Source organism: Nocardia sp. NPDC005366, from assembly GCF_040606855.1.
Lineage (GTDB): Bacteria > Actinomycetota > Actinomycetes > Mycobacteriales > Mycobacteriaceae > Nocardia.
The window spans coordinates 1-20,324 of sequence record NZ_JBEXFQ010000051.1 but is presented as its reverse complement, the minus strand read 5'-3'; the positions used below and the strand labels follow the sequence as shown (position 1 = coordinate 20,324).

17 protein-coding genes and 1 pseudogene are annotated in these 20,324 nt (G+C 64.7%); 10 read left to right on the top strand and 8 right to left on the bottom strand.

Going from position 1 to position 20,324, the window contains the following annotated elements:
• Window positions 1-11: 11 nt before the first annotated feature.
• The 5 genes from ABZS43_RS33870 to ABZS43_RS33850 all read right to left on the bottom strand — a co-directional run bounded on the left by ABZS43_RS33870 (window position 12) and on the right by ABZS43_RS33850 (window position 5,691).
• Entirely contained in the window at window positions 12-1,223 is a 1,212-nt protein-coding gene (locus ABZS43_RS33870) for an acetyl-CoA C-acetyltransferase (protein ID WP_355040083.1), read from the bottom strand.
• Window positions 1,224-1,334: 111 nt separating this feature from the next.
• Window positions 1,335-2,903, bottom strand: coding sequence for an AMP-binding protein (locus ABZS43_RS33865; RefSeq protein ID WP_355040082.1), 1,569 nt, complete (start codon window positions 2,901-2,903; stop codon window positions 1,335-1,337).
• Between the two features lie 49 nt (window positions 2,904-2,952).
• Entirely contained in the window at window positions 2,953-3,942 is a 990-nt protein-coding gene (locus tag ABZS43_RS33860; protein WP_355040081.1) for a hypothetical protein, read from the bottom strand.
• A 52-nt stretch (window positions 3,943-3,994) separates the two neighbouring features.
• Window positions 3,995-4,870, bottom strand: coding sequence for an enoyl-CoA hydratase-related protein (locus ABZS43_RS33855; RefSeq protein WP_355040080.1), 876 nt, complete (start codon window positions 4,868-4,870; stop codon window positions 3,995-3,997).
• Window positions 4,867-5,691 carry an SDR family oxidoreductase gene (locus ABZS43_RS33850; protein WP_355040093.1) on the bottom strand — a complete coding sequence of 275 codons (825 nt, stop codon included), beginning with the start codon at window positions 5,689-5,691 and terminating at the stop codon, window positions 4,867-4,869. Before ABZS43_RS33850 ends, ABZS43_RS33855 begins: the two co-directional genes overlap by 4 nt.
• Before the next feature lie 268 nt (window positions 5,692-5,959).
• Here ABZS43_RS33850 and ABZS43_RS33845 point away from each other — a divergent pair, with 268 nt between their 5' ends.
• The 9 genes from ABZS43_RS33845 to ABZS43_RS33805 all read left to right on the top strand — a co-directional run bounded on the left by ABZS43_RS33845 (window position 5,960) and on the right by ABZS43_RS33805 (window position 14,426).
• Complete coding sequence (locus ABZS43_RS33845; RefSeq protein WP_355040079.1) at window positions 5,960-7,144, top strand: lipid-transfer protein; 1,185 nt, start codon at window positions 5,960-5,962, stop codon at window positions 7,142-7,144.
• On the top strand, window positions 7,144-7,599 hold the full coding sequence (locus ABZS43_RS33840) for a MaoC family dehydratase N-terminal domain-containing protein (RefSeq protein ID WP_355040078.1): 456 nt from the start codon (window positions 7,144-7,146) through the stop codon (window positions 7,597-7,599). Before ABZS43_RS33845 ends, ABZS43_RS33840 begins: the two co-directional genes overlap by 1 nt.
• Window positions 7,596-8,012 (top strand): MaoC/PaaZ C-terminal domain-containing protein, encoded by a 417-nt coding sequence (locus ABZS43_RS33835; RefSeq protein WP_355040077.1) that lies wholly within the window; start codon window positions 7,596-7,598, stop codon window positions 8,010-8,012. Before ABZS43_RS33840 ends, ABZS43_RS33835 begins: the two co-directional genes overlap by 4 nt.
• 54 nt (window positions 8,013-8,066) lie before the next feature.
• Complete coding sequence (locus ABZS43_RS33830) at window positions 8,067-9,311, top strand: TetR/AcrR family transcriptional regulator (RefSeq protein WP_355040076.1); 1,245 nt, start codon at window positions 8,067-8,069, stop codon at window positions 9,309-9,311.
• Window positions 9,312-9,348: 37 nt separating this feature from the next.
• Window positions 9,349-10,128, top strand: coding sequence for an SDR family NAD(P)-dependent oxidoreductase (locus tag ABZS43_RS33825; protein WP_355040075.1), 780 nt, complete (start codon window positions 9,349-9,351; stop codon window positions 10,126-10,128).
• A 700-nt stretch (window positions 10,129-10,828) separates the two neighbouring features.
• Window positions 10,829-12,034 (top strand): cytochrome P450, encoded by a 1,206-nt coding sequence (locus tag ABZS43_RS33820; protein ID WP_355040074.1) that lies wholly within the window; start codon window positions 10,829-10,831, stop codon window positions 12,032-12,034.
• A gap of 39 nt (window positions 12,035-12,073) precedes the next feature.
• Window positions 12,074-13,063, top strand: a complete 990-nt coding sequence (locus ABZS43_RS33815) for a PDR/VanB family oxidoreductase (RefSeq protein ID WP_355040073.1) — start codon at window positions 12,074-12,076, stop codon at window positions 13,061-13,063.
• Window positions 13,064-13,100: 37 nt separating this feature from the next.
• The gene (locus tag ABZS43_RS33810) at window positions 13,101-13,928 is read left to right on the top strand and encodes an SDR family oxidoreductase (RefSeq protein ID WP_355040072.1); all 828 of its coding nucleotides are present in this window, start codon (window positions 13,101-13,103) and stop codon (window positions 13,926-13,928) included.
• 177 nt (window positions 13,929-14,105) lie between these two features.
• Complete coding sequence (locus ABZS43_RS33805) at window positions 14,106-14,426, top strand: hypothetical protein (protein WP_355040071.1); 321 nt, start codon at window positions 14,106-14,108, stop codon at window positions 14,424-14,426.
• 1,040 nt (window positions 14,427-15,466) lie between these two features.
• Here ABZS43_RS33805 and ABZS43_RS33800 read toward each other — a convergent pair.
• From ABZS43_RS33800 to ABZS43_RS33790, 3 genes and pseudogenes are all read right to left on the bottom strand, one after another.
• A complete protein-coding gene (locus ABZS43_RS33800; protein ID WP_355040070.1) occupies window positions 15,467-17,101 on the bottom strand; it encodes an SIR2 family protein in 1,635 nt (544 codons plus the stop codon).
• 73 nt (window positions 17,102-17,174) lie between these two features.
• Entirely contained in the window at window positions 17,175-18,056 is an 882-nt protein-coding gene (locus ABZS43_RS33795; RefSeq protein WP_355040069.1) for a hypothetical protein, read from the bottom strand.
• A 237-nt stretch (window positions 18,057-18,293) separates the two neighbouring features.
• Window positions 18,294-19,675: pseudogene (locus ABZS43_RS33790) on the bottom strand (IS1380 family transposase).
• 290 nt (window positions 19,676-19,965) lie between these two features.
• On the opposite strand from ABZS43_RS33790, the gene ABZS43_RS33785 reads away from it, so the two are divergent.
• On the top strand, window positions 19,966-20,256 hold the full coding sequence (locus ABZS43_RS33785; RefSeq protein ID WP_355040068.1) for a hypothetical protein: 291 nt from the start codon (window positions 19,966-19,968) through the stop codon (window positions 20,254-20,256).
• Window positions 20,257-20,324 lie beyond the last annotated feature (68 nt).

Sequence of the window (20,324 nt, the reverse complement as noted above, 5' to 3'; positions counted from 1 at the left end):
CATCGGTGCGTTCACACCCGCTCGACGATCGTGGCGATACCCATGCCGCCGCCGACGCACAGCGTGATCAGGCCGCGGCGCTGGTCGCGGCGCTCGAGCTCGTCGACGACGGTCGAGATCAGCATCGCACCGGTCGCGCCGAGCGGATGACCCATGGCGATCGCGCCGCCGTTGACGTTGAGCTTCTCGTGCGGGATGTCGAGGTCTTTCATGAAGCGCAGGGCGACCGAGGAGAACGCCTCGTTGATCTCGAACAGGTCGATGTCCTCGACGCTGAGACCCGCGACCTCGAGTGCCTTGCGGCTGGCCGGGGCGGGACCGGTCAGCATGATCGTGGGATCGGCGCCGCTCACCGCGCCCGCGACGATGCGGGCGCGCGGGGTCAGACCGAGTTCCTTGCCGATCGCCTCGTTGCCGATCGCGACCAGCGCGGCGCCGTCGACGATGCCCGAGGAGTTGCCGCCGGTGTGCACGTGGTCGATCCGATCCACCCAGTGGTACTTCTGCAGCGCGACCGCGTCGAATCCGGCCTGCGCGCCCAACGCGGCGAAGGCGGGCTTGATCTTGCCCAGCGATTCGAGGGTGGTGCCGCGGCGGATGTGCTCGTCGTGGTCGAGGATCGTCTGACCGTTGCGGTCCAGCACCGGCACGATCGAACGAGCGAAACGGCCCTCGTCCCAGGCGGTCGCGGCGCGCCGCTGCGATTCGACGGCGAACGCGTCGACATCCTCACGAGTGAAGCCCTCGAGGGTGGCGATCAGGTCCGCGCCGATGCCCTGCGGCACGAATCCGGTGGTCAGGTTGGTCTCCGGGTCGTTGGCCCAGGCACCACCGTCGGAGCCCATCGGCACCCGGGACATGCTCTCCACGCCGCCCGCGAGCACCAGCGACTCCCAGCCCGAGGCCACCTTCTGCGAGGCGGTGTTGACGGCCTCGAGCCCGGACGCACAGAACCGGTTCATCTGCACACCCGCCACGGTGTCGGGCAGGCCGGCGGCGAGCACGGCGGTGCGCGCGATGTCGGCGCCCTGATCGCGCAGCGGGCTGACCACGCCGAGGATCAGGTCGTCGACACGCTTGGGGTCCAGGCTCGGGTTGCGTTCCTGCAGCGCGCGCAGCAGGCCGACGACGAGCGAGACCGGCTTGACGCCGTGCAGAGCTCCGCCCCTGCCGCGACCTCGCGGGGTGCGGAAGGCGTCGTACACGTATACGTCATGAGGCATTTGGGTGATCCTGTTCTGGGTGAGGGCCGCGCTCATAAGGGCGGGGCTTCGGTCTGCGGCGCCCGCGCCGGGGTGGCGCGCTGTGGGCGGAGCGGTCGGCGGGTGACGCGGTCAGCTGGCGGCCGCGGACGATTCCGCGGTCTGCCAGTAGGCATCGCGCAGCGGTTTCTTGTAGAGCTTTCCGGTGGGCAGCCGGGGCATCTCGTCGATGAAGTCGAACGACTTGGGGCACTTGAACTTCGCGAGGTTCTCGCGGCAGAACGCAGCCAGTTCGGCGGCCAGTTCCGCACCGGCCGCGGCCGGATCGATGACCTGGATCACGGCCTTCACCGCTTCGCCGAAATCCTCGTCCGGGACGCCGAAGACCGCGGCGTCCATCACCTTCGGATGCGTGACGAGCAGGTTCTCGATCTCCTGCGGGTAGATGTTCACCCCGCCGGAGATGATGACGAACGCCTGGCGGTCGGTGAGGTACAGGAATCCGTCCTCGTCGAGATAGCCGATGTCGCCGATCTTGGACATCGTCCCGGTGGCGTCCTTGGCCTCGGCGGTCTTGCCGGGATCATTGAAGTACTCGAAACCGCTACCCGCACCGCGGAACCAGATGGTTCCGGCGACACCGGGCGGGCACTGGTTGCCGTCCTCGTCGAGGATCACCGGCTCGCCCATGAACGGCCTGCCGACGGTCCCCTTGTGCGCCAGCCACTCCTCGGGCGTGCAGCCGCACATACCGTTGGCCTCGGTGCCGCCGTAGTACTCGTAGATCACCGGGCCCCACCAGTCGAGCATGGCCTCCTTGACCGCGACCGGGCACGGCGCGGCGCCGTGCACCACGACCTCGAGCGAGGAGACGTCGCGGGCGCGTTTGTCCGCCGGCAGTTTGAGCATGCGGGAGAACATCGTCGGGACGACCATCGAGTGCGTGATGCGGTGTTTTTCGATCAGCTCGAGGTAGAGCTCGGCGTCGAACCTCTCCATCACGACCACCGTGGCGCCCAGGCGCAGGCTGATCGCGACCGTCGACTGCGGTCCGGAGTGGTAAAGCGGTGCGGGCGAGAGGAAGCGCATGCCCTCGCGCAGGTGGAACAGTGTGCGGCCGAAGTCCTCGATCTCCAGGATCTGCCCCGGATGGGCGTCGGGCAAAGCGCGTTTGATCGCTTTGGGCTTGCCGGTGGTGCCGGAGGAGTAGAACATCGGCGTGCCGAGCCGTTCGTGTTCGCCCGGCTCGGGGCCGAATGCGGCGACCGCCGCGCGGTAGGACTCATACGGTCCGGTCAGTGCGGGCGAGCCGGGTTCGGCGTCGACCATGAGCCACCGGCTCACCCGCGGACACAGTTCGGGGAATTCCTGCGCGACAGCGGCTTTCGTCGCTGTCGTGATGACGAGCCCGGCCTGCGAGTCGTCGATGATGTAGGCGGCCTCGGCGGCCGACAGGAACGAGTTGACCGGGGTGTAGAACAGCCCCGACCGTTCGGCCGCCGACATCGCGACGATCATCTCGAGGTGGTTCTCCATGAACAGCGCGATGTGGTCACCCGGCGCCAAGCCCTCGGCGCGCAACAGCGCGGCCAGCCGGTTGGCCCGTGCGTCGAGGTCCGCGTAGGTCAGGACCTCGCCGCTGGGGGCCATGACGATGGCTGGGCGATCGGGATGTTCGACGGCGTGGCGGCCGGGATACATGGGTGTACTCCTCGAAGGCTGTTCGGTCGGGGTGGTGCGGCGTGACTGCCTACGGGCGGATCGGACGCAGGAACTCGGCGACCGCCCAGCCGCCGTGCCCCTCGGCGAGGTCGACGGTCATCTGGGCCATCCGCACGGCGCGGTCCTCGGTGCGCTGGGTGACCGGGACGAAGTGCCGGATGGCGCCGTCGACGAGGATCGTCGGCAGGCCCTCGGCGGTGATGATGCCGACGTGGCGTCCCGAGTAGGTGGCTTCGCCCGCGTAGTCGGTGTGCACGATGTACTCGGTGATCGGGTGCGCGACACCGTCGGTGGTGAGCACCGCGCCGGCGGACACCCGCACCCCGGACTTCTCGTATTCACCGTAGGCGCTGAAGGCGGTACCGTCGGCGAGCCAGCCCGCCACCCATTCACCGGTGTAGGAGGCCCACTCGCGCGGCCCCCACGAGTGGTCGCGGAAGGAGGTGACCTTGTCGAGCACCCAGGTCCGATTGCCGACCCGGATGGTGCCCGACAGGTGCCCGAACTGCTCGTAATGGTCGGTGGCGATCGTGGAACTGCCCGGGGTGCAGTCGCCGTCGCCGTCGCCGTTGATCACGAACATCGGACTCGACGCCTCGTAGGACAGCGAGATCTCGCATTCCTCCGACGGCGCGTTCTTCAACGCGATGCGACCCTGCTCGGCCATCAACGACGGATGGACCACGCGGGCAACGGTATTGCGGTAGGTGATCTCGGCCCTGCGGGTGGGTTCGGTGAAGGTGATCTCGAGGCCCTGACCGGAGAAGTCGTCGTTGGTCTCGCGCGGGGTGCGCCCGGCCCGGAACGCGATAGCCCCACCGGGGAGGGTCAGCTGCACCGAGGTCTCGCTGTAGCCGAGGTTCGGCCGGTTGCCGATCCGGACCAGTCCGCCGAGCTGGGAGATCGGATCGACGAAGTTGAAGTAGACGCTCTCGTTGAAATTGTGGATACCCGCGAAGTCGTGGGTGCCCTCCGCGTCGGTGCCGTACTTACAGACGGTGAACGGTTCGTTGGTCATGGTGCTCCTCGGTACAGCCTTACAAGCGGCGGGACGGGCCGTGGGGATGGACTCAGAACTTTTCGGCCGGGGACGGATCGAGCGGCGGGAACACCGCGGGGCGGTGCTCGAGGAAGGACATGATTCCTTCGCGCGCGTCCGCCGAGTCGACCCTGCTCGCGTACGCGCGGGATTCGTCCGCGGCCGCCGACCCGGGATGGGAGTACTGCCACGCGGAGGCGAGCAGCCGCTTGGACAGCGCGACCGAGGTCGGCGAGGTGTCGCGCACGAACTGGTTCGCGTACTCCCTGGCCACGGTCATCACCCGATCTGCGGGGACCACCCTGGTGAGGTAGCCCGCTTCGTAGGCCTCGGCGGCGTCGAACACGCGACCGGTCAGGATCCAGTCGGTCGCCCGGCCGATCCCGACCAGTCGGGGCAGGAACCACGACGACGCGCCCTCCGGCACCACGCCACGGCGATTGAACACGAAGCCGAACCGAGCCTTCTCGCTGCCGATGCGGATGTCCATCGCCGCGGCGATGGTCGCCCCGCCGCCGATCGCGTGCCCGTTGAACGCGGCGATCACCGGCTTCTGCATGGCGAACAGCCGCTCGCTGATTCGGCCCGCGGGCTCGCGGTAACCGGTGGGGGTGTGGCCGTCGAGGTCCTCGGCCAGCGCCTTCGACAGCGTCGCCGGGCCGTCCAGTGCCGCGCCCAGGGAGAAGGCCTCCCCGGCGCCGGTCACGATCACCGCGCGCACCGCGGGATCGCGGTCGGCCCGATCGAGTGCGCGCAGCAGGTCCACCAGCATCGGCACGCGGAACGCGTTACGACGCTGCGGGGCGTCGAGGGTCACCACCGCGATGCCCTCCGACGCCTCGTAGGCCACGTCCTCGTAGTGCTCGCTGACGGCCGCGATCCCGGTCACGGTGGGGGCCTCGGTCACAGCCCGCCGCCGCAGACGAGGGTCTCGCCGGTGATGTAGCTCGACTCGGGGCTGCACAGCAGGTAGACCGCGCCCGCGGCCTCCTCGACGGTGCCCGCCCGGCCGAGCGCGATCTGCTTGGTGGCAGCCTCCATCACCGCGGGATTCACCCCGACCTTGATGTCGCGGTCCTCCACCTTGATGGTCTTCTCCTCGGTGGTCACCGAGGTCAGGCGGGTGTTAATCACGCCGTAGGCGACGGCGTTGACGGTGACGTTGTAGCGACCCCACTCCTTGGCGATCGCCTTGGTCAAACCGACCATGCCCGCCTTGGCCGAGGAGTAGTTCGCCTGGCCGGCGTTGCCCTGCAGACCGGAGGTGGACGAGATGTTCACGACCTTGCGGCACGGCACGACGCCGGCCTCGCGCTCCTTCTTGACCGCGGCGCTGATGACCGGCTGCGCGGCGCGCAGGATGCGGAACGGAGCGGTGAGGTGCACGTCGATGATGTCGTTCCACTGCTGGTCGGTCATCTTCTGGATGACGTTGTCCCAGGTGTAGCCGGCGTTGTTGACGATGATGTCGATGCCGCCGAAGTTGTCCACCGCGGTGGCCACGAACCGATCGGCGAACTCCGGGTCGGTGACGCTGCCGACGCAGGCCACGGCCTGACCGCCCAGCGCCTCGATCTCGGCGACGACCTCCTTCGCCGGCTCCGGATCGAGGTCGTTGATCACGACCTTGGCCCCTTCGGACGCCAGCTTCAGCGCGACCGCGCGCCCGATGCCACGGCCCGAGCCGGAAACCAACGCAACCTTGTCCTGCAGTTTCTGCACGCTCACGTGCTGCCTCCTGAGATTTGCCGCCATAGGCGCGACACCGGGAATCGGCGTCGACCTACGTGGAACAGTTCGAACCAACAGTCTGTGACTGCGGTCACTGGGGTGAATACTAACTTCAGCCTACTTGGTCGTCAACGCCGAGTTTCTTCAGGCAGAATGCGGCATTTGTTAGTCGTGAATATGTATAGTCCCTGTCAGGCTCGACGGTGCGCACGCCCCTCGGGCGCACACTCCCTCGACACAGACCCCTCGAGCAAGGACAGATCCCATGACTAACGTCTGTATCAGCGGCGTCGGAATGATGCCCTTCACCAAACCCGGAAAGAGCGAGACCTACGAGAAGATGGGCGCCGCGGCGACCATCGCGGCTCTGCAGGACGCGGGCATCGACTACAGCGATGTCCAGCAGGCCTATGTGGGGTACGTCTACGGCGACTCCACCTCCGGGCAGAACGCCCTCTACGAGGTCGGTATGACCGGCATTCCGGTGGTGAACGTCAACAACAACTGCTCCACCGGCTCCAGCGCCCTGTGGCTCGCGCGCCAGGCGGTCGCCTCCGGCACGGCCGACTGCGTGCTCGCCCTCGGCTTCGAGCAGATGCAGCCGGGCGCCCTGGTCAACGCCTACGGCGATCGCCCGAGCCCGACCGAGCGCGGCGAGAACATCGCGGCCTCGCGCCCCGGCGGCGACGAGCAGGCCCCGATGGCGGCCAAGATGTTCGGCGGCGCGGGCGTGGAATACATGTCGCGCTACGGCGTGACTTCCGAGATCTTCGGACGAGTCTCCGTCAAGGCGCGCTCACACGCGGGCCGCAATCCGCTGTCGGTTTTCCGCGACCCCATCGATCTGGACACCGTGATGGGCTCGAAGCGGATCTGGGGACCGCTGACCCTGCTGATGTGCTGCCCGCCGACCAACGGCGCGGCCGCCGCGATCGTGTGCAGCGAGGAGTTCGCCCGTGCCCGCGGCCTGGACGCGAGCATCCGTGTGAAGGCCCAGTCGCTGGTCACCGATGTGGCAGGCACCTTCGAGACCACCGACATGATGAAGGTGGCCGGATACGACATGACGGCGAAGGCCGCCGCCGAGGTCTACGAACAGTCCGGCGTCGATCCGCTGGACATCCCGGTGGTGGAGTTGCACGACTGCTTCAGCACCAACGAGGTCATCACCTACGAGGGCCTCGGTCTCACCCCGGAGGGCACCGCGGAGAAGTTCATCCTCGACGGTGACAACACCTACGGCGGACGAGTGGTGACCAACCCCTCCGGCGGCCTGCTGTCCAAGGGGCATCCGCTGGGCGCCACCGGCCTGGCGCAGTGCGCCGAACTGGTGTGGCAGCTGCGCGGCCAGGCCGGCGATCGCCAGGTCGACGGCGCGCGAATCGCGTTGCAGCACAACCTCGGTCTCGGCGGCGCCTGCGTCGTGACCCTGTACGAGAAGGTGGGCTGATGTCCCTCGATCACGCAATCCTCGATGTCGTCACCCCGCCGGTGATCGCCGACATCGAACGCGGCCGGATCAAGCAGTTCGCCATCGCGATCGGCGAGCGGAACCCGATCTACCGCGACCGGGACGCCGCGATCGCGGCGGGCCATCCCGATGTGCTCGCCCCGCCCACCTTCCTGTTCGGCCTCGAACTCGAGAACTCCCCCGTCTTCGATGATCTCGCCGCCCACGGCGTCGACCTCGGCACCGTGCTGCACGGTGAGCAGCGGTTCCGCTACTTCGCCGACGTCCACGCCGGAGACCGGGTGCAGTTCGACTCCGCCTACGTCGACGCCTACTCCAAAGCCGGTGGCGCGCTCGACTTCCTGGTCCGCCGCACCACGGTGACCAGGGACGGCGCGGTCGTGGCCGAACTCGAGAGCGTCAGCGTCATCAAGAACCCCGGAGGCACCTCGTGAACTCACCCGCACCCGTCGCGACAACGTCGGTTCCGGAACTGCGTCCCGGCGCCGTCTCCCGCACGACGCTGGCCCTTTTCGCCGGCGCCTCGGGCGACCACAACCCGATCCACATCGACATCGACTCGGCACGGGCCTCCGGCATGGACGACGTCTTCGCCCACGGCATGCTGTCGATGGCCTACCTGGGCCGGCTGCTCACCGACTGGATACCGCAGAGCCGCATCCTCGAACTGTCCACCCGATTCACCGCGATCACACCGGTTCTCGCCGAACCTGTGTTCCGCGCCGAGATCACCGGCATCGAGACCGTCGACGGCGAACAGCGCGCCCACCTCGATCTGACGGCCGAACTCGCGGACGGGACCAAGACGCTGGCCGGAAAAGCTGTCGTGGCGTGGCCAGGAGTATGACGTGCCCGAGATGCGAAAATAGCCGCATGATCGCGCCCACAGGGAAGAGCTGACATGTCACGACCGACGGCGACGCCGACGACGAACACTGACACCGACGGGGACTCCCCGAGCCTGTCCTCGCGGGGTAGCCAGCGCACCGAGCAGATCGCGCGGGCCGCCGCGCGTCTGTTCCAGGACACGGGGTACCAGAACGTCAGTATCGACCAGATCGGCGCCGCCGTCGGCCTGACCGGGCCCGCGGTCTACCGGCACTTCAAGGGCAAGTACGCCATCCTGGTGCGCGCGCTGCAAGGCCAGACCGACATGGTCGCCGACCTCGAGAAACACGCGGACAGGACGGGTTCGACTCCCCGCCAGCAACTCGACCTGTTCCTCGAAGGACTCAGCGATCTGACGGCCAACGGCGACGAGGCGACCTTGTGGCGGCGTGAGCGTCGGCACCTGCGCCAGGCCGAGTACGAGTTGTTCCGCGGCTACTTCGCCGCCAACCGCGACTACATCGCCTCGAAGATCACCGCCCTGAATCCCGCCGTGGACGAGCGCAAGGCCGAATTGCTCGGTTTCGCCGTGCTCACCATGTACTCGAACACGCCCGATATCCGCGGCCATCTGTCATCCGAGCGGTTGATGGAAATCCAAGCGGCCCTGTCCGAGACGATCATCGACTGCCCGCTGCCCGATATCGCGCCGGACGCGGTCGCGCTGCCACCCGCCGTGCCGCGGCGCCCGGCAGGACGACGCGAGCGCATCATCGAGGCATCCACCAGGTTGTTCGAGGAGCGCGGCTTCTACGACGTGCGCATCGACGACATCGCCAAGGCCTCGGAGATGTCGGTGGCCACGCTGTACCAGCACGTGACCGGCAAAGGGCAGGTGCTGCGCGCCATCCTGGAGCGCGGCGCCGAAGGGCTGCTCTACGTGACCGCCGATGCCCTGGCGCACGCGACCGACACGCGCGAGGCGCTCGACGCGCTCATCCGCACCTACATCGGACAGGCGCTGGGTGTGCACGGCCGGATCATGCAGATTCTGGCCACGGATCTGCTGTACCTGTCCGACGAGGAACAATCCGCTCTGCGGGAAACCCAACGCGAGTACGTCGCCGAGTGGGTGCAGGCCATCTGCGAACTCGCACCCGACCTGACGACCGCGGACGCCCGCGCACTCGCCCAGGCGGTGATCGGCGTCGTCACCGACATCTCGCAGCTTCCGCAGTTCCGGCAGCGGCCCGGAATCGCCGAGGAGCTCACCGCCCTGGCGACCGCGATGGTGCTCCCGCAGAGCCTCATTCGATGACCATCCACTTTTTCCCTCCGAGAAGGGGACCCCAGCAATGTCAGAGACAGCACGGCGTCATGCCGTAGTCGTAGGTGGCGCTTCCGGCATCGGCGCCGCGATCGCCCGCGCACTGGCCGCGGACGGAGCGACGGTCACCGTCGCCGACCGCAATGCCGACCAGGCCCGCGCACTCGCCGACGAGCTCGGCGCGGGCCACGACTCCGCCCGGGTGGAGATCACCGACGAGGACTCCGTCCGCGAGCTCTTCGAGACGGCACGCTCGGCCCACGGACGGGTCGACATCGCCGTGAACAGCGCGGGCGTCAGCGCCGCGGGCGCGGTCACCGATCTGCCCGTCGAGAAGTTCCGCCGAGTCGTGGATGTTTGCCTGACCGGCGCTTTCCTCGTTGTCAAACACGCGGCCCGCGCCATGGAGGCGGGCGGCGTCATCATCTCGCTGTCCTCGCTCAATGCCCGGCAGCCGGGAACCGGGATGGCGGCCTACTGCTCGGCGAAAGCCGGTCTGGCCATGCTGACCCAGGTCTCCGCACTCGAACTCGCCCCGCGCGGCATCCGGGTCAACGCCATCGCCCCCGGCATCGTCATGACACCGTTGACCAGCCCCTCGATGAGCGTCCCCGGTCTCGAGGACGACTACATCGCCAACACCCCACTGGGCAGACCGGGCACCCCGGAGGAAATCGCCGACGCCGCGGTCTACATCGCCCGCGCCGCATGGCTCACCGGCGAGACCCTCGACATCAACGGCGGCGCACACCTGGTCAAGTACCCGGACCTGCTCGCGCATTTCCAGCGCGCACGCGCATCCGCCTGACAACGCCGCGCCGAGCGCGGTCCGAATCGTAGTGCGCTGACGCCGCAGCGGGCCACCGCTGCGGCGATTCGATGCTGCGGCGATTCGACGCTGCGACGATTCGATGCCGGGGCGATCGGACGGCCGCGCGTTCGAGTGCCTTTCGGACGACTCAGGAGCGTTCGGGGCGGCCCTCGGGCGACCGCTGCCCCGGCGCTGCCGACGCTCCGTTGCGCCACCCGCCACCTGAGCCCTGTCGCGGGCTGGATCACAGGGGGCGAGGTGTCATGCGCCGTCGCTGCGCGCAACGCGTCCGCAGCGGCAACGAGGAAGCCATCATTTCATAATCTGTACTAACACCATCGGCCACAACAGCCGTTCGCCGGACCCGGAGCAGCCGATCAGAAGGGCGAGGCGCGACTACCGACGATCGCTCATTCCGTCCCGAATCATGCCTTTCTACAGCACTTTTGCCGACACGCATCGGCCGCTTCCTGACAGCGCGAGCGGCTGCGAACAAGATTTATCACCAACCCCCATTGACGAGTCGTTCACGACATGTCACGATATGACCGCTAACACAGTCTGTGCCCTCCGTCACATTCCACCGGATGGGCGAGCTCTCCCGATTCCCCCGGATCACCGGGAGGCTCTCAGTTCGTCATCGAGCGGCGCCGGCCCCGACGGCCCACGGCACACCGGCCCCAACGAAGGAGCAGTAATGACAACGCAACCCGCCGAAGCAGAGGTCGCCACCGACGACCTCGCCTCGTTCCCGTTCCGTCGCGAGTGCCCGTTCTCGCTGTCGAAGCGGTACGAGTCCTACTCCGACGACGCGCTGCGCAAGGTCGACTTCAAGGGCACGCCCGGCTGGCTGGTCACCGGCTACAACAACGTCCGCTCCGTGCTCGCCGATCCGCGCACGAGCGTCCGCGGCATCGACGACTCCTCCCGCGGTGACGCGGGCGACCAGGCCGTGCCCGGATTCTTCGTCGCCATGGACCCGCCCCAGCACGACGATCTGCGCCGCATCCTGGCCAAGGAGTTCACCCCGCGCCGGATGGCCGCCATGCGCCCGACCATCCAGCGCATCGCCAACGAGCTGATCGACACCATGCTGGCCTCCGAGGGCCCGGTGGACCTGGTGGACGCGCTGGCCCTACCGCTGCCCTCCCTGGTGATCTGCGAACTGCTCGGCGTCCCTTACGACAAGCACGACTTCTTCCAGGAACGCACCCGGGCCGTGCTGGCCCCGAACAGCACTCCCGAGGACATCGAGGCGGCGATCGGCGCGGTCATGATGTACCTCGCCGAGCTGGTGACCATCAAGCAGGCCGAGCCCGGCGACGACCTGATCAGCCTGCTGGTCAAGCACATCGACTCCGGTGCGCTGACCGTCATCGACGTCGCGGGCATGTCGACCTTCCTGCTCATGGCTGGGCACGAGACGACCGGCAATATGATCGGCCTCGGCCTGTTCTCGCTGTTGGAGCACCCCGACCAGCTGGCCGAGCTGCGCAACGATCTCCAGCTCATGCCGCAGGCGGTCGAGGAACTGCTACGCCACCTCGACATCATCGGCAACCTGCCCCGGACCGTCACCGAGGACATCGAGATCAACGGCCAGAAGATCGCCAAGGGCGAGCTGGTGATGATGTCCACCGAGGCGGCCAACAAAGACGCCGACGTCTTCGACGACCCCGAACGCTTCGACATCCACCGCGACGCCAGCCGTCACATGACGTTCGGCCACGGCATCCACACCTGCCTCGGCGCTCCGCTGGCCCGCCTCGAACTGGACATCGTGTTCACCACGCTGCTCGAACGGATCCCCACGCTGCGCCTGGCCGTGCCCGCGGCCGAGGTCAAGGTCAAGTTCGCCAGGATCTTCGGCCTCGACGAGTTGCCCGTCACCTGGGATCGCTGACAGTTCTCGCTCCCTTGTCCTGATGGAAGGAACGTGTCGTTGACACCTTCGAAAGTCTCGGCAGCTTCGAAAGATGGGGCCGCCGATGAGCTGGATGTCGTCGTCGAAAGCACCGAGGACGTCGCGGCCGGCGTCAAAGCGCTGACGCTGCGACCGGTGACCAGCACCTCGCTGCCCGCATGGCAGCCCGGTTCCCACATCGACGTGTTCCTTCCCTCGGGCGCGGTACGCCAGTACTCGCTGTGCGGCGATCGCCGCGATCCGGACGCGTGGCGGATCGCGGTGCTGCGCGAGCCACCCGGCAAGGGCCGGGGCGGTTCGGAATACATCCACACCTCGCTACGCGCGGGCACGAAGATCAGCGTCGGCGCGCCCCGCGACAACTTCGCACTGGTCGAGTCGCAGCGGTATCTGTTCATCGCGGGCGGCATCGGGATCACACCGATCCTGCCGATGATCGCGCACGTCCACGAGCAAGGCGCCACGTGGCGACTGGTCTACGGCGGCCGCACCGCCGACTCCATGGCCTTCCGCGACGAACTCGAACGATATGGCGATCGCGTCGAGTTCTGGCCCGAAGACCGCGCCGGCCTGATCGACCTGGCCGGCGTCCTCGCCGACACCCCCGCCGACACCGCGATCTACAGCTGCGGCCCCGCCGCGCTCCTCGAAGCGCTCGAACAGCAGTGCCGCGACCGCCCCGCGGGCGCCCTGCACACCGAACGTTTCGTGCCGAAGGCCGACGACCGCACCGCCACCGACACGGCCTTCGAAGTCGTTCTGGCGAAACAGGATCGGACGATCACCATTCCGCCGGACAAGAGCATTCTGCACACGCTCGAAGCCGCCGGAGTCGAGGTGCTCTCGTCCTGCCAGCAGGGCATGTGCGGCCGGTGTGAACAGACGGTCCTCGAAGGTAGGCCGGACCACCGCGACGAGGTCCTGACTCCCGAAGAACGCGAAAGCAACGAATACATCCTCATCTGCGTATCCCGGTGCCTGGGCGAGCGCCTGGTCCTGGATCTGTGAACCGACTTCCGAACACCAATTTCGACAGGAGAGAACAATGGGTCGCGTAGAAGGAAAGATTGCGATCGTCACCGGTGCGACATTCGTCGAGCAGGGCGGTCTCAACATCGGCGGCGCTACCGCCACGGAACTGGCGGCCGAGGGCGCGCGCGTGGTCGTGGCCGACATCAATGTCGAAGGCGCCGAGCGCCTCGCGACGATCCTCAACGATCGCCACGGCGAGAAGACCGCCCTCGCCTACGGCCTCGATCTGCGCAACGAGAGCGAGATCGAGCAGCTCGTGCAGCGGACCGTCGAGTACTTCGGCGCCCCCGGCATCGTGGTCAACAACGCGGGCATCTTCCCCATCGATGACGGTGACGTCGCCACCATGTCCGTCGAGACCTGGGACAACGTCCTGGCCGTCAACCTGCGCGCCGCCATGCTGATGACCAAGCACACCCTGCCCTACCTGCGCGAACACGGCGGCTCGATCATCAACACCGCCTCCACCCACGCCTTCGCCGGCGACAACAGCCTCACCGGCTACGGCGCCACCAAGGCCGCCCTGCTCGCGCTCACCAAATACACCGCGACCCAGTACGGCAAGGAGGGCGTGCGCTGCAACGCGATCTGCCCCGGCACCACCACCACTCCCCCGGCGCAGGCACTGCCGCAGGAGATCAAGGACATCTACATCCGGCACACGATGAACCCGACGCTCAACGGCCCCACCGAACTGGCCAAGGCGTACCTGTTCCTCGCCTCCGACGACTCGCGCGGCATCAACGGCGAGGTGATCCGGGTCGACGGCGGCCTGCTCGCCCACCAGCCGTTCGTCCCGGACATGCGCAACCTCGGAATGACCACGGCCGAAAGCCAGTGACCCCCGACCTGTCGAGCCCCGACCTGCCCTGATCCACTCCACCATCGGTTCGACAGCATCCGCATACGGCCCCGGGGAGCCCCTCCGCTTCTCCGGGGCCGGTCTGCGGTCCGTCTGCACCCGAAAGCGTTCCCGCCGAGTGCGATTCGCACGTCGCTACCGAACAGGACACCGAAGATGACTACCTTTCAACCGGACCGTCAGGTCATCACCCCCGAGCGGGGCGTCCCCGCGCACCATCGACGGCCTCACCCGCGCGAGCGGATCCCGGCAGGCCCGCAGGCCAGGCGCCGGCCCTGGCCGGATGCCTGGCAGATCGTGGAGTTCGCCGAGGCGTGGTCACCTTTCGGCGGCCCGCCGGACGAGGAGTTGTTCGTGCGATTCGGTATGAGCCGCGCCCGTTTCGCCGAAGTCCTCGCCGAGTCGGTCGAACAGATCACCCGCCAATTGCGCCCGGGGCAACGCCGTTCCTCGGATCGTGTACAGCGCCTCCGATAATCGCGTCGACGGCTCCAGAATCCCTCGAGCAGGATCAGGGCCGGATCTCCGGGCTCGAACGACCGCTTCGACCATCGGTTATGGATCGAGAACCAGTGTTGATCCGCCCCGATCACATCCCCGCCCTTCGAGGCGGGGTCGGTCTTCATCGGTGGTACCGATATCACGACGTGTTCGAACTCATCAGCGAACAAGCCACCCGCGAACGTGAGCACGCCGGCGCCCGCGAAACCTCCCGAAAGGCCCACCTCGACGCAATCACGACGGAATTCCTCGGGGTAGGGCTTGGGCACGGTGACGCATCCTCTCACAGAAGAAACCGGACGGTCTCCTCAGGTTAGGAGTCAACCGAACCCGGGGCAGTCCCAACCGAGGTTTAGTGCGCAAATCCCAACCCCCACACACCGAAGAACAGCAGGTCAAGAACCCGCACCCACCGTCAAGCCAGAAACGTGGCCCGAGTCAGGTCACATCCACCCAGCGCGATCAAGAACAAGCGCTGCGCCATACAGAAGATGTCGACAACATCGTTGATACAACGCTCGATGATCCACCCCCCTGGTCGACACCTGACGCAGACCTCGGACTGTGACCGAACGAGACGCATAGCGCCGCACTCATCATTCGGGATATCCATGAAAGTCAACCGTCGGCTTCCTCAGCGCGTCAGCGGGTCCAGCACCCAGACAGCAGTCAGACCCGCGACCAAGGAGTACAAGTCCATTGGTCCAAAATGGCTTCGGCAGATACGAATGTCCGCAGGTACCGTTTACAGCGGGACTGATCTGAACCGGCTACAAATGCCGTGATCGGTTGACATTCGAGGCTATTCTAATCCAATCAGATTGAAAAATAGTGTAAAAGCAGACCTCATGGATGGCATCGATACAACATACGGCAAACGGAGGCCGTCGATCTGGACCTGCCGCGCAAATTGCTCACCAGCACCGCGGCGAGTCGGGTTGTGCTTGTACCTTTTCCGGCGAACTCTAACACTGCGACTTGCAGTGATGAGTGGTGGCGCTGGCGCAGAAGCAAGTTTATACGAACTTCCTCAGCGGACCGTCTGTCAACAAAAGTCGTACGTCAGTATCCTGCGCAAGCTTATTCATCTTTCTACGTCCGAAGTCTATCGATACCAATCGCGCAGCCATCCGCTCCACGTGTCCATCGAGTTCAGCACGAAGCTCGGACTCGGCGTGTGCATACATTAGCCCGCAAGCACATATAGTATTGTACAGTAGAGAAGCATACTCGCTCTTGTCTCCATCGGGGCGGCTTTTGAGCTGTTCAATGCCCAGATCGAATGCGAGTTTGAATCTGGCCAGCCTTGCCTCAACAGAAGACTCCAGCGTACCCAGCGAAAGATTACAGCTCATGATTCGATTAATCGCGCCCCATCGGGCGATACTTGCCATATCTTCATCCAGAAGAACATTTGCCAGTTCCACCGAGCGTTCAAAACATTCGGCCGCTTCCGCATTCTTTCGCAACCTTTGCAAAGATTTTCCGGTCTCAAACTCAGATTTTGCCTTCGCCAATTGTATCGCTTGACGATCGGGCGCTCCATCCAGCGATGCAAGCGCGATCTTCTTGTGCCGCAGCATTCCACTGCTAAGAGTGCTCGAAACTTCGAACGCACCGCAGGCATTGATAAAGTCCATTGCCAGATTGCGAGTGTACGGCCGCTCAAGATGCTTAGGCAGGGAAAGGCCGGCTTTCTCAAAGAATTGAAGCATTAGGTCATCGAATCCGGAAGAACGATAAAGAAAAACCCTGCCGCCATGACGTTTAGCCAAGTTCGTGATACCAGCACTCAAGCCCTGCTCGATCGTACCGCCCTCTCGTGGTACTTCGTTGACACACCAGTGAATTCCTTTAGTAAGAAATTTTCTGTTGCGTCGCAGGTTATCGCGCAATAGTGTCATCACACTCTCATCGTTGCCTGAGTATCCGACTACGATAAGACCCTTATCTTCACACATTTCAGCGAGCTTATCCTCCATATTTGAGTTCAAATCAAGAGTCTCTGCGTCGGTGTTTCCAATACTGTCGTAGAGAAAGTCGCCATGCAGCTTTATAATTTTGGGTCTCAGGCTAGATGAACTAAAGCTAGTGACCGCGGAATCGAAAGCGCAGACAATCGACTTGCGGTCGAAATATCGGACCAGCGCATCGTTGAGTAAATCATCAAAATTGGTGGTTAGGACAGTACTGAAGTATCCAGAATCGATAAGTCCAGCAAGGTAGAAGTAACCTACCCCCGGTTTCGAGGTTTCTATCGAGCGCTCGACGAACATTTGGCGCTGTTCGCGAGTCTTATGAAAATGCTGAAACAGTGTTCCGTACTCCGAATCTCCGCCGTAACGTATTTTCAGCTCTTCGAGCCGACCAGGATATGATTCTCTAAGCCATTCATCAAACTCTGGTCTCGGAAATTCTAAAATTCCGCCGGTTGGATATCCATTATCATGCGCAAATAGATCCTCGCACCACCGCGCGATAAGCTCGGATGCCGTAAGCACTCCGGAAGATACCGAGGCACCGGCACCTATCATAAGCACATACGGACACTCGCCGACCGGTGCGTACGCTACTTGGCTCGAAAGGTAGCCGACCGGATCGAAGTCGAGCCTCCTCAGCAAACTTCCAATTTCAGCATCCCGTAATCCCATGAGGTTCTCCAATACGAAATAACAGCAAATATGCGCGTAATGTTATAGAGATGAAACTCAATAGAATTGATTCCTACCGCCCTGCCTCCTGCGTAATTCCCGCGCCGGGACTACCGTCACCAGACTGCGGCGGCTTCGAGTCAGCCTTCTTAATCGAATGCTCCAACGCAGGAGGTGACTGCCAATTTTCTACGGCATGATGCCCTGCCAAAATAGCGCCGATTACAGCCATTGCAGCTCCTGCGGATACCGTCGTGGTCTTCGCTAGACTCTCTACAGCTCCTAGAATTTCACGAAACTTTCCGAGCGAGGACTGAGATGCCTCATTGGCGTCGTTAACGAGCTCCGACCTCCTCAGGCACGCACCTACGACCCTATCGAAAGCGTGCTCAAATGCCAAGGGGCCGCCGATTCTATATTCACGTATGGCAGTGCGAATAATATCGAGCTGATCAATAATGAATGACTTCAAATCAGCTGGTATATCCTCAATATCCATCAGGTCTTTTTCGAGGCTCTGAATCAAGTTTCGTAGTTCGTCGAGCGTACGAGCATCAATCTGACGTTCTATTCGCGCCCTGCTTAACAGACCACTACAGTAGTCCAGGTGACTGAGATCTTCGGAGGTGTACTTGGCCTGAACTTTCTGGACTGCGGACGTCAGTGCCCACGTTTGATTTAAGGCTGCCGCTATTCCTGACTGCCATTTCAGAAAAAGGTTGAGATCATCATGTTCGGGATCAGCGTGGAGGTTGACAGCCTCCACCACCTGAGCGGGCAAGGCATGCAGGGCCCCAAGAGCCGGGCCAAGCTCAGCGTCGGATGCACAGTCCAGCACGTGCGTAAGCGCTTCTTTTGCTGTCTGAGTAGGCTCTTCTGCATGCAGCCGTCGCATTATCACTGCGAGTCTGGCTGCCGGATTATTTGCTGGTGGCACAACCAAATAATGGTACACGTTATGTTCGCTGACAGCGAACCGGCGATACACCGCTTTCTGGAATTAGTGCGACCGTCCAGTTTATTAGCCTCGATCTTTCTCGCGGCTGATGTGCTGGCCTGGCCGGTTTCGGATTGGGGTTTTCGATGGTATCCGGGCTGGTGGGTGTGGCCGACCGCCCCGTGTCAGCGGGGTGGCTGCCGGGTTCCACGGGCCCGGTGGTGGTCCTAGGGTTGTAGGGACGGTTTGTGCTGGTCAGGTCGCTTCCAGGCGGCTCAAGGCGCCGAGGACCAAACCGGTGGTCTGGGCGTTTCGGGGTAGGTGCAGGCGGGTTTTTCGGGCGTGTCGGGCGATGCGGCCGGGCAACGAGAACAGGTGCAGCCGAAGGGTTTTCGGTCCCCAGCGGCGGGCGTCGTGATCGGTCAGTGCCAGCATCTGCATCCACGCGGTGAGGTCGAGCGCGAGCGTGACCAGCGCGAGCCAAATCTGGTTCGCTGCGAAGGATTTGAAGGGCAGGTTCCGCATCCCGGTGTCTTTACCGGCTTTGATGCGGTCCTCGCAGCGCGCCCTGCGGCGGTGGCGCAGCTCGAGGTCGGGCAGTTGCCCGCGGGTGGTGTTGGTGACGAACGCGGTCAGCCGGAGCCCGTCGACGTCGGTGAACCGCAACTGGGCGCCGGGGTGTGGGCGTTCTTTTCGTACCACCAGCCGCATCCCGGTCGGCCAGCCGGAAAGGTCGACCAGGTCGGTGATTTCGGCGACCCACGCCCCGTCGCGGACCTGACCGTCGGCGTCGTAGGCGGGGGTCCACACCTTCTCGGGAACCTTGTTCACCGCCTCGACCAGGGCCTCGGTGAGGGTGAACCCGAGCGAGTACTGCACGCGGCGTGTGTGGCAGTACTTCACGAATTCGTGGGTGCCGCCACCAGCGTCGGTGCGTACCAACACTTTCCGCCCGACCCGCCACGACGGAGACCACGGCAGCTGTTGCAGTGCCTCGGCGAGGACCGTTTTGTGGTCGGTGGCGGTGTTCGCGCCGGAATTGCCGGGGCGCAGCGCGATCGCGGCAGGCTCGCCCGTGCCGTCGGGTCCGTGGTCGATGAACGCGCACAACGGATGGAACCCGAACCCCTTTTTCCAGGTCGGGGTGGCGTTCTGTTTCTCGCTGTGCGCGTCGAGCAGGGTGGCGTCCAGATCGATGATCAACGGATTCTCGGCATCGATGCCGTGGTCGGGTGCATGGACGCCAGCGCGTTTCCATGCTGTGGCCCGCGCGGCGGCGCGGGCTTTCCCGATGGCCGACAACGCTTTCGGCGCGTCGGCGGCCAACGTGGCGACCGCCGCGACACCGTCGGATCCGAGGCCACCGACCCGAACATCCCCGGCTGGGTACGCAGCAGCGACAAATCCGCAGCACAGTCACCCCCAACCGCGACCGCGATCGCCAAATCCAGGACGATCTTGCCCGGGTTATGTGTGGCGAGAGGTTTACGCCACGGCGCCAACGCTTCCGACAAGCCTTTGACCAGGCCGATCTTCTCCGCGGTACGCACCAGCAGCAGCGAACCCGCCTGCGCAACCAAACCCGACCCATCCCCGTCCACGGCCAGCCGCGGATACCACGTAGAATCCTGCACCAGAAAGGTGTCCTTCACCTCGCGTAATTCAACCTTCGACAAGTCGAATTATCGCAGGTCAAGGCCACCTTTCGCCATTTATGGTAACGGAAACTCAATTTCCATGAATGGCGCAGGTTAGTCGACCCGGGCGGAGCCCGTCGGGCCTGGGGTGCAGATTGGTTGGGACGAATATCGCCGACGGCGGCCAAACTCGGAGTGCATGTCCACCGACGCGGTCATACTTGCCGTGCAGTCCTTCCGCTTTACCATCGGCAACCGGTATCGCCACATGGACCGACAGGAGTCCTGCCATGTCCATCAACCGTCTGCGGATCGCCGCCTACAATGTCGAGAACCTCTTCTCCCGCCCCCGAATCATGGGCGCCCCCGAACCTGTCGCCGTCGACATCCTCGACGCACACGCCCGCGTCAACGAACTGTTCGAACACGACACCTACGGCCCCAGCGACAAAACCGAAATCCTGCAACTCCTCGACAAACTCCAACTTCTCCACAGCGACGGAGACCCCGACAGCGACGACACCTTCCCTGTCTGTCAGTCTGGGATGAGACGGGGGGGACGCTGTACTCCTTTGAGGTAGACCAGGGCGAGACAGGAACGATCGAGCAGTGACGATGACCTTGGCCGACCAGGCCGCCGCGACGGCGG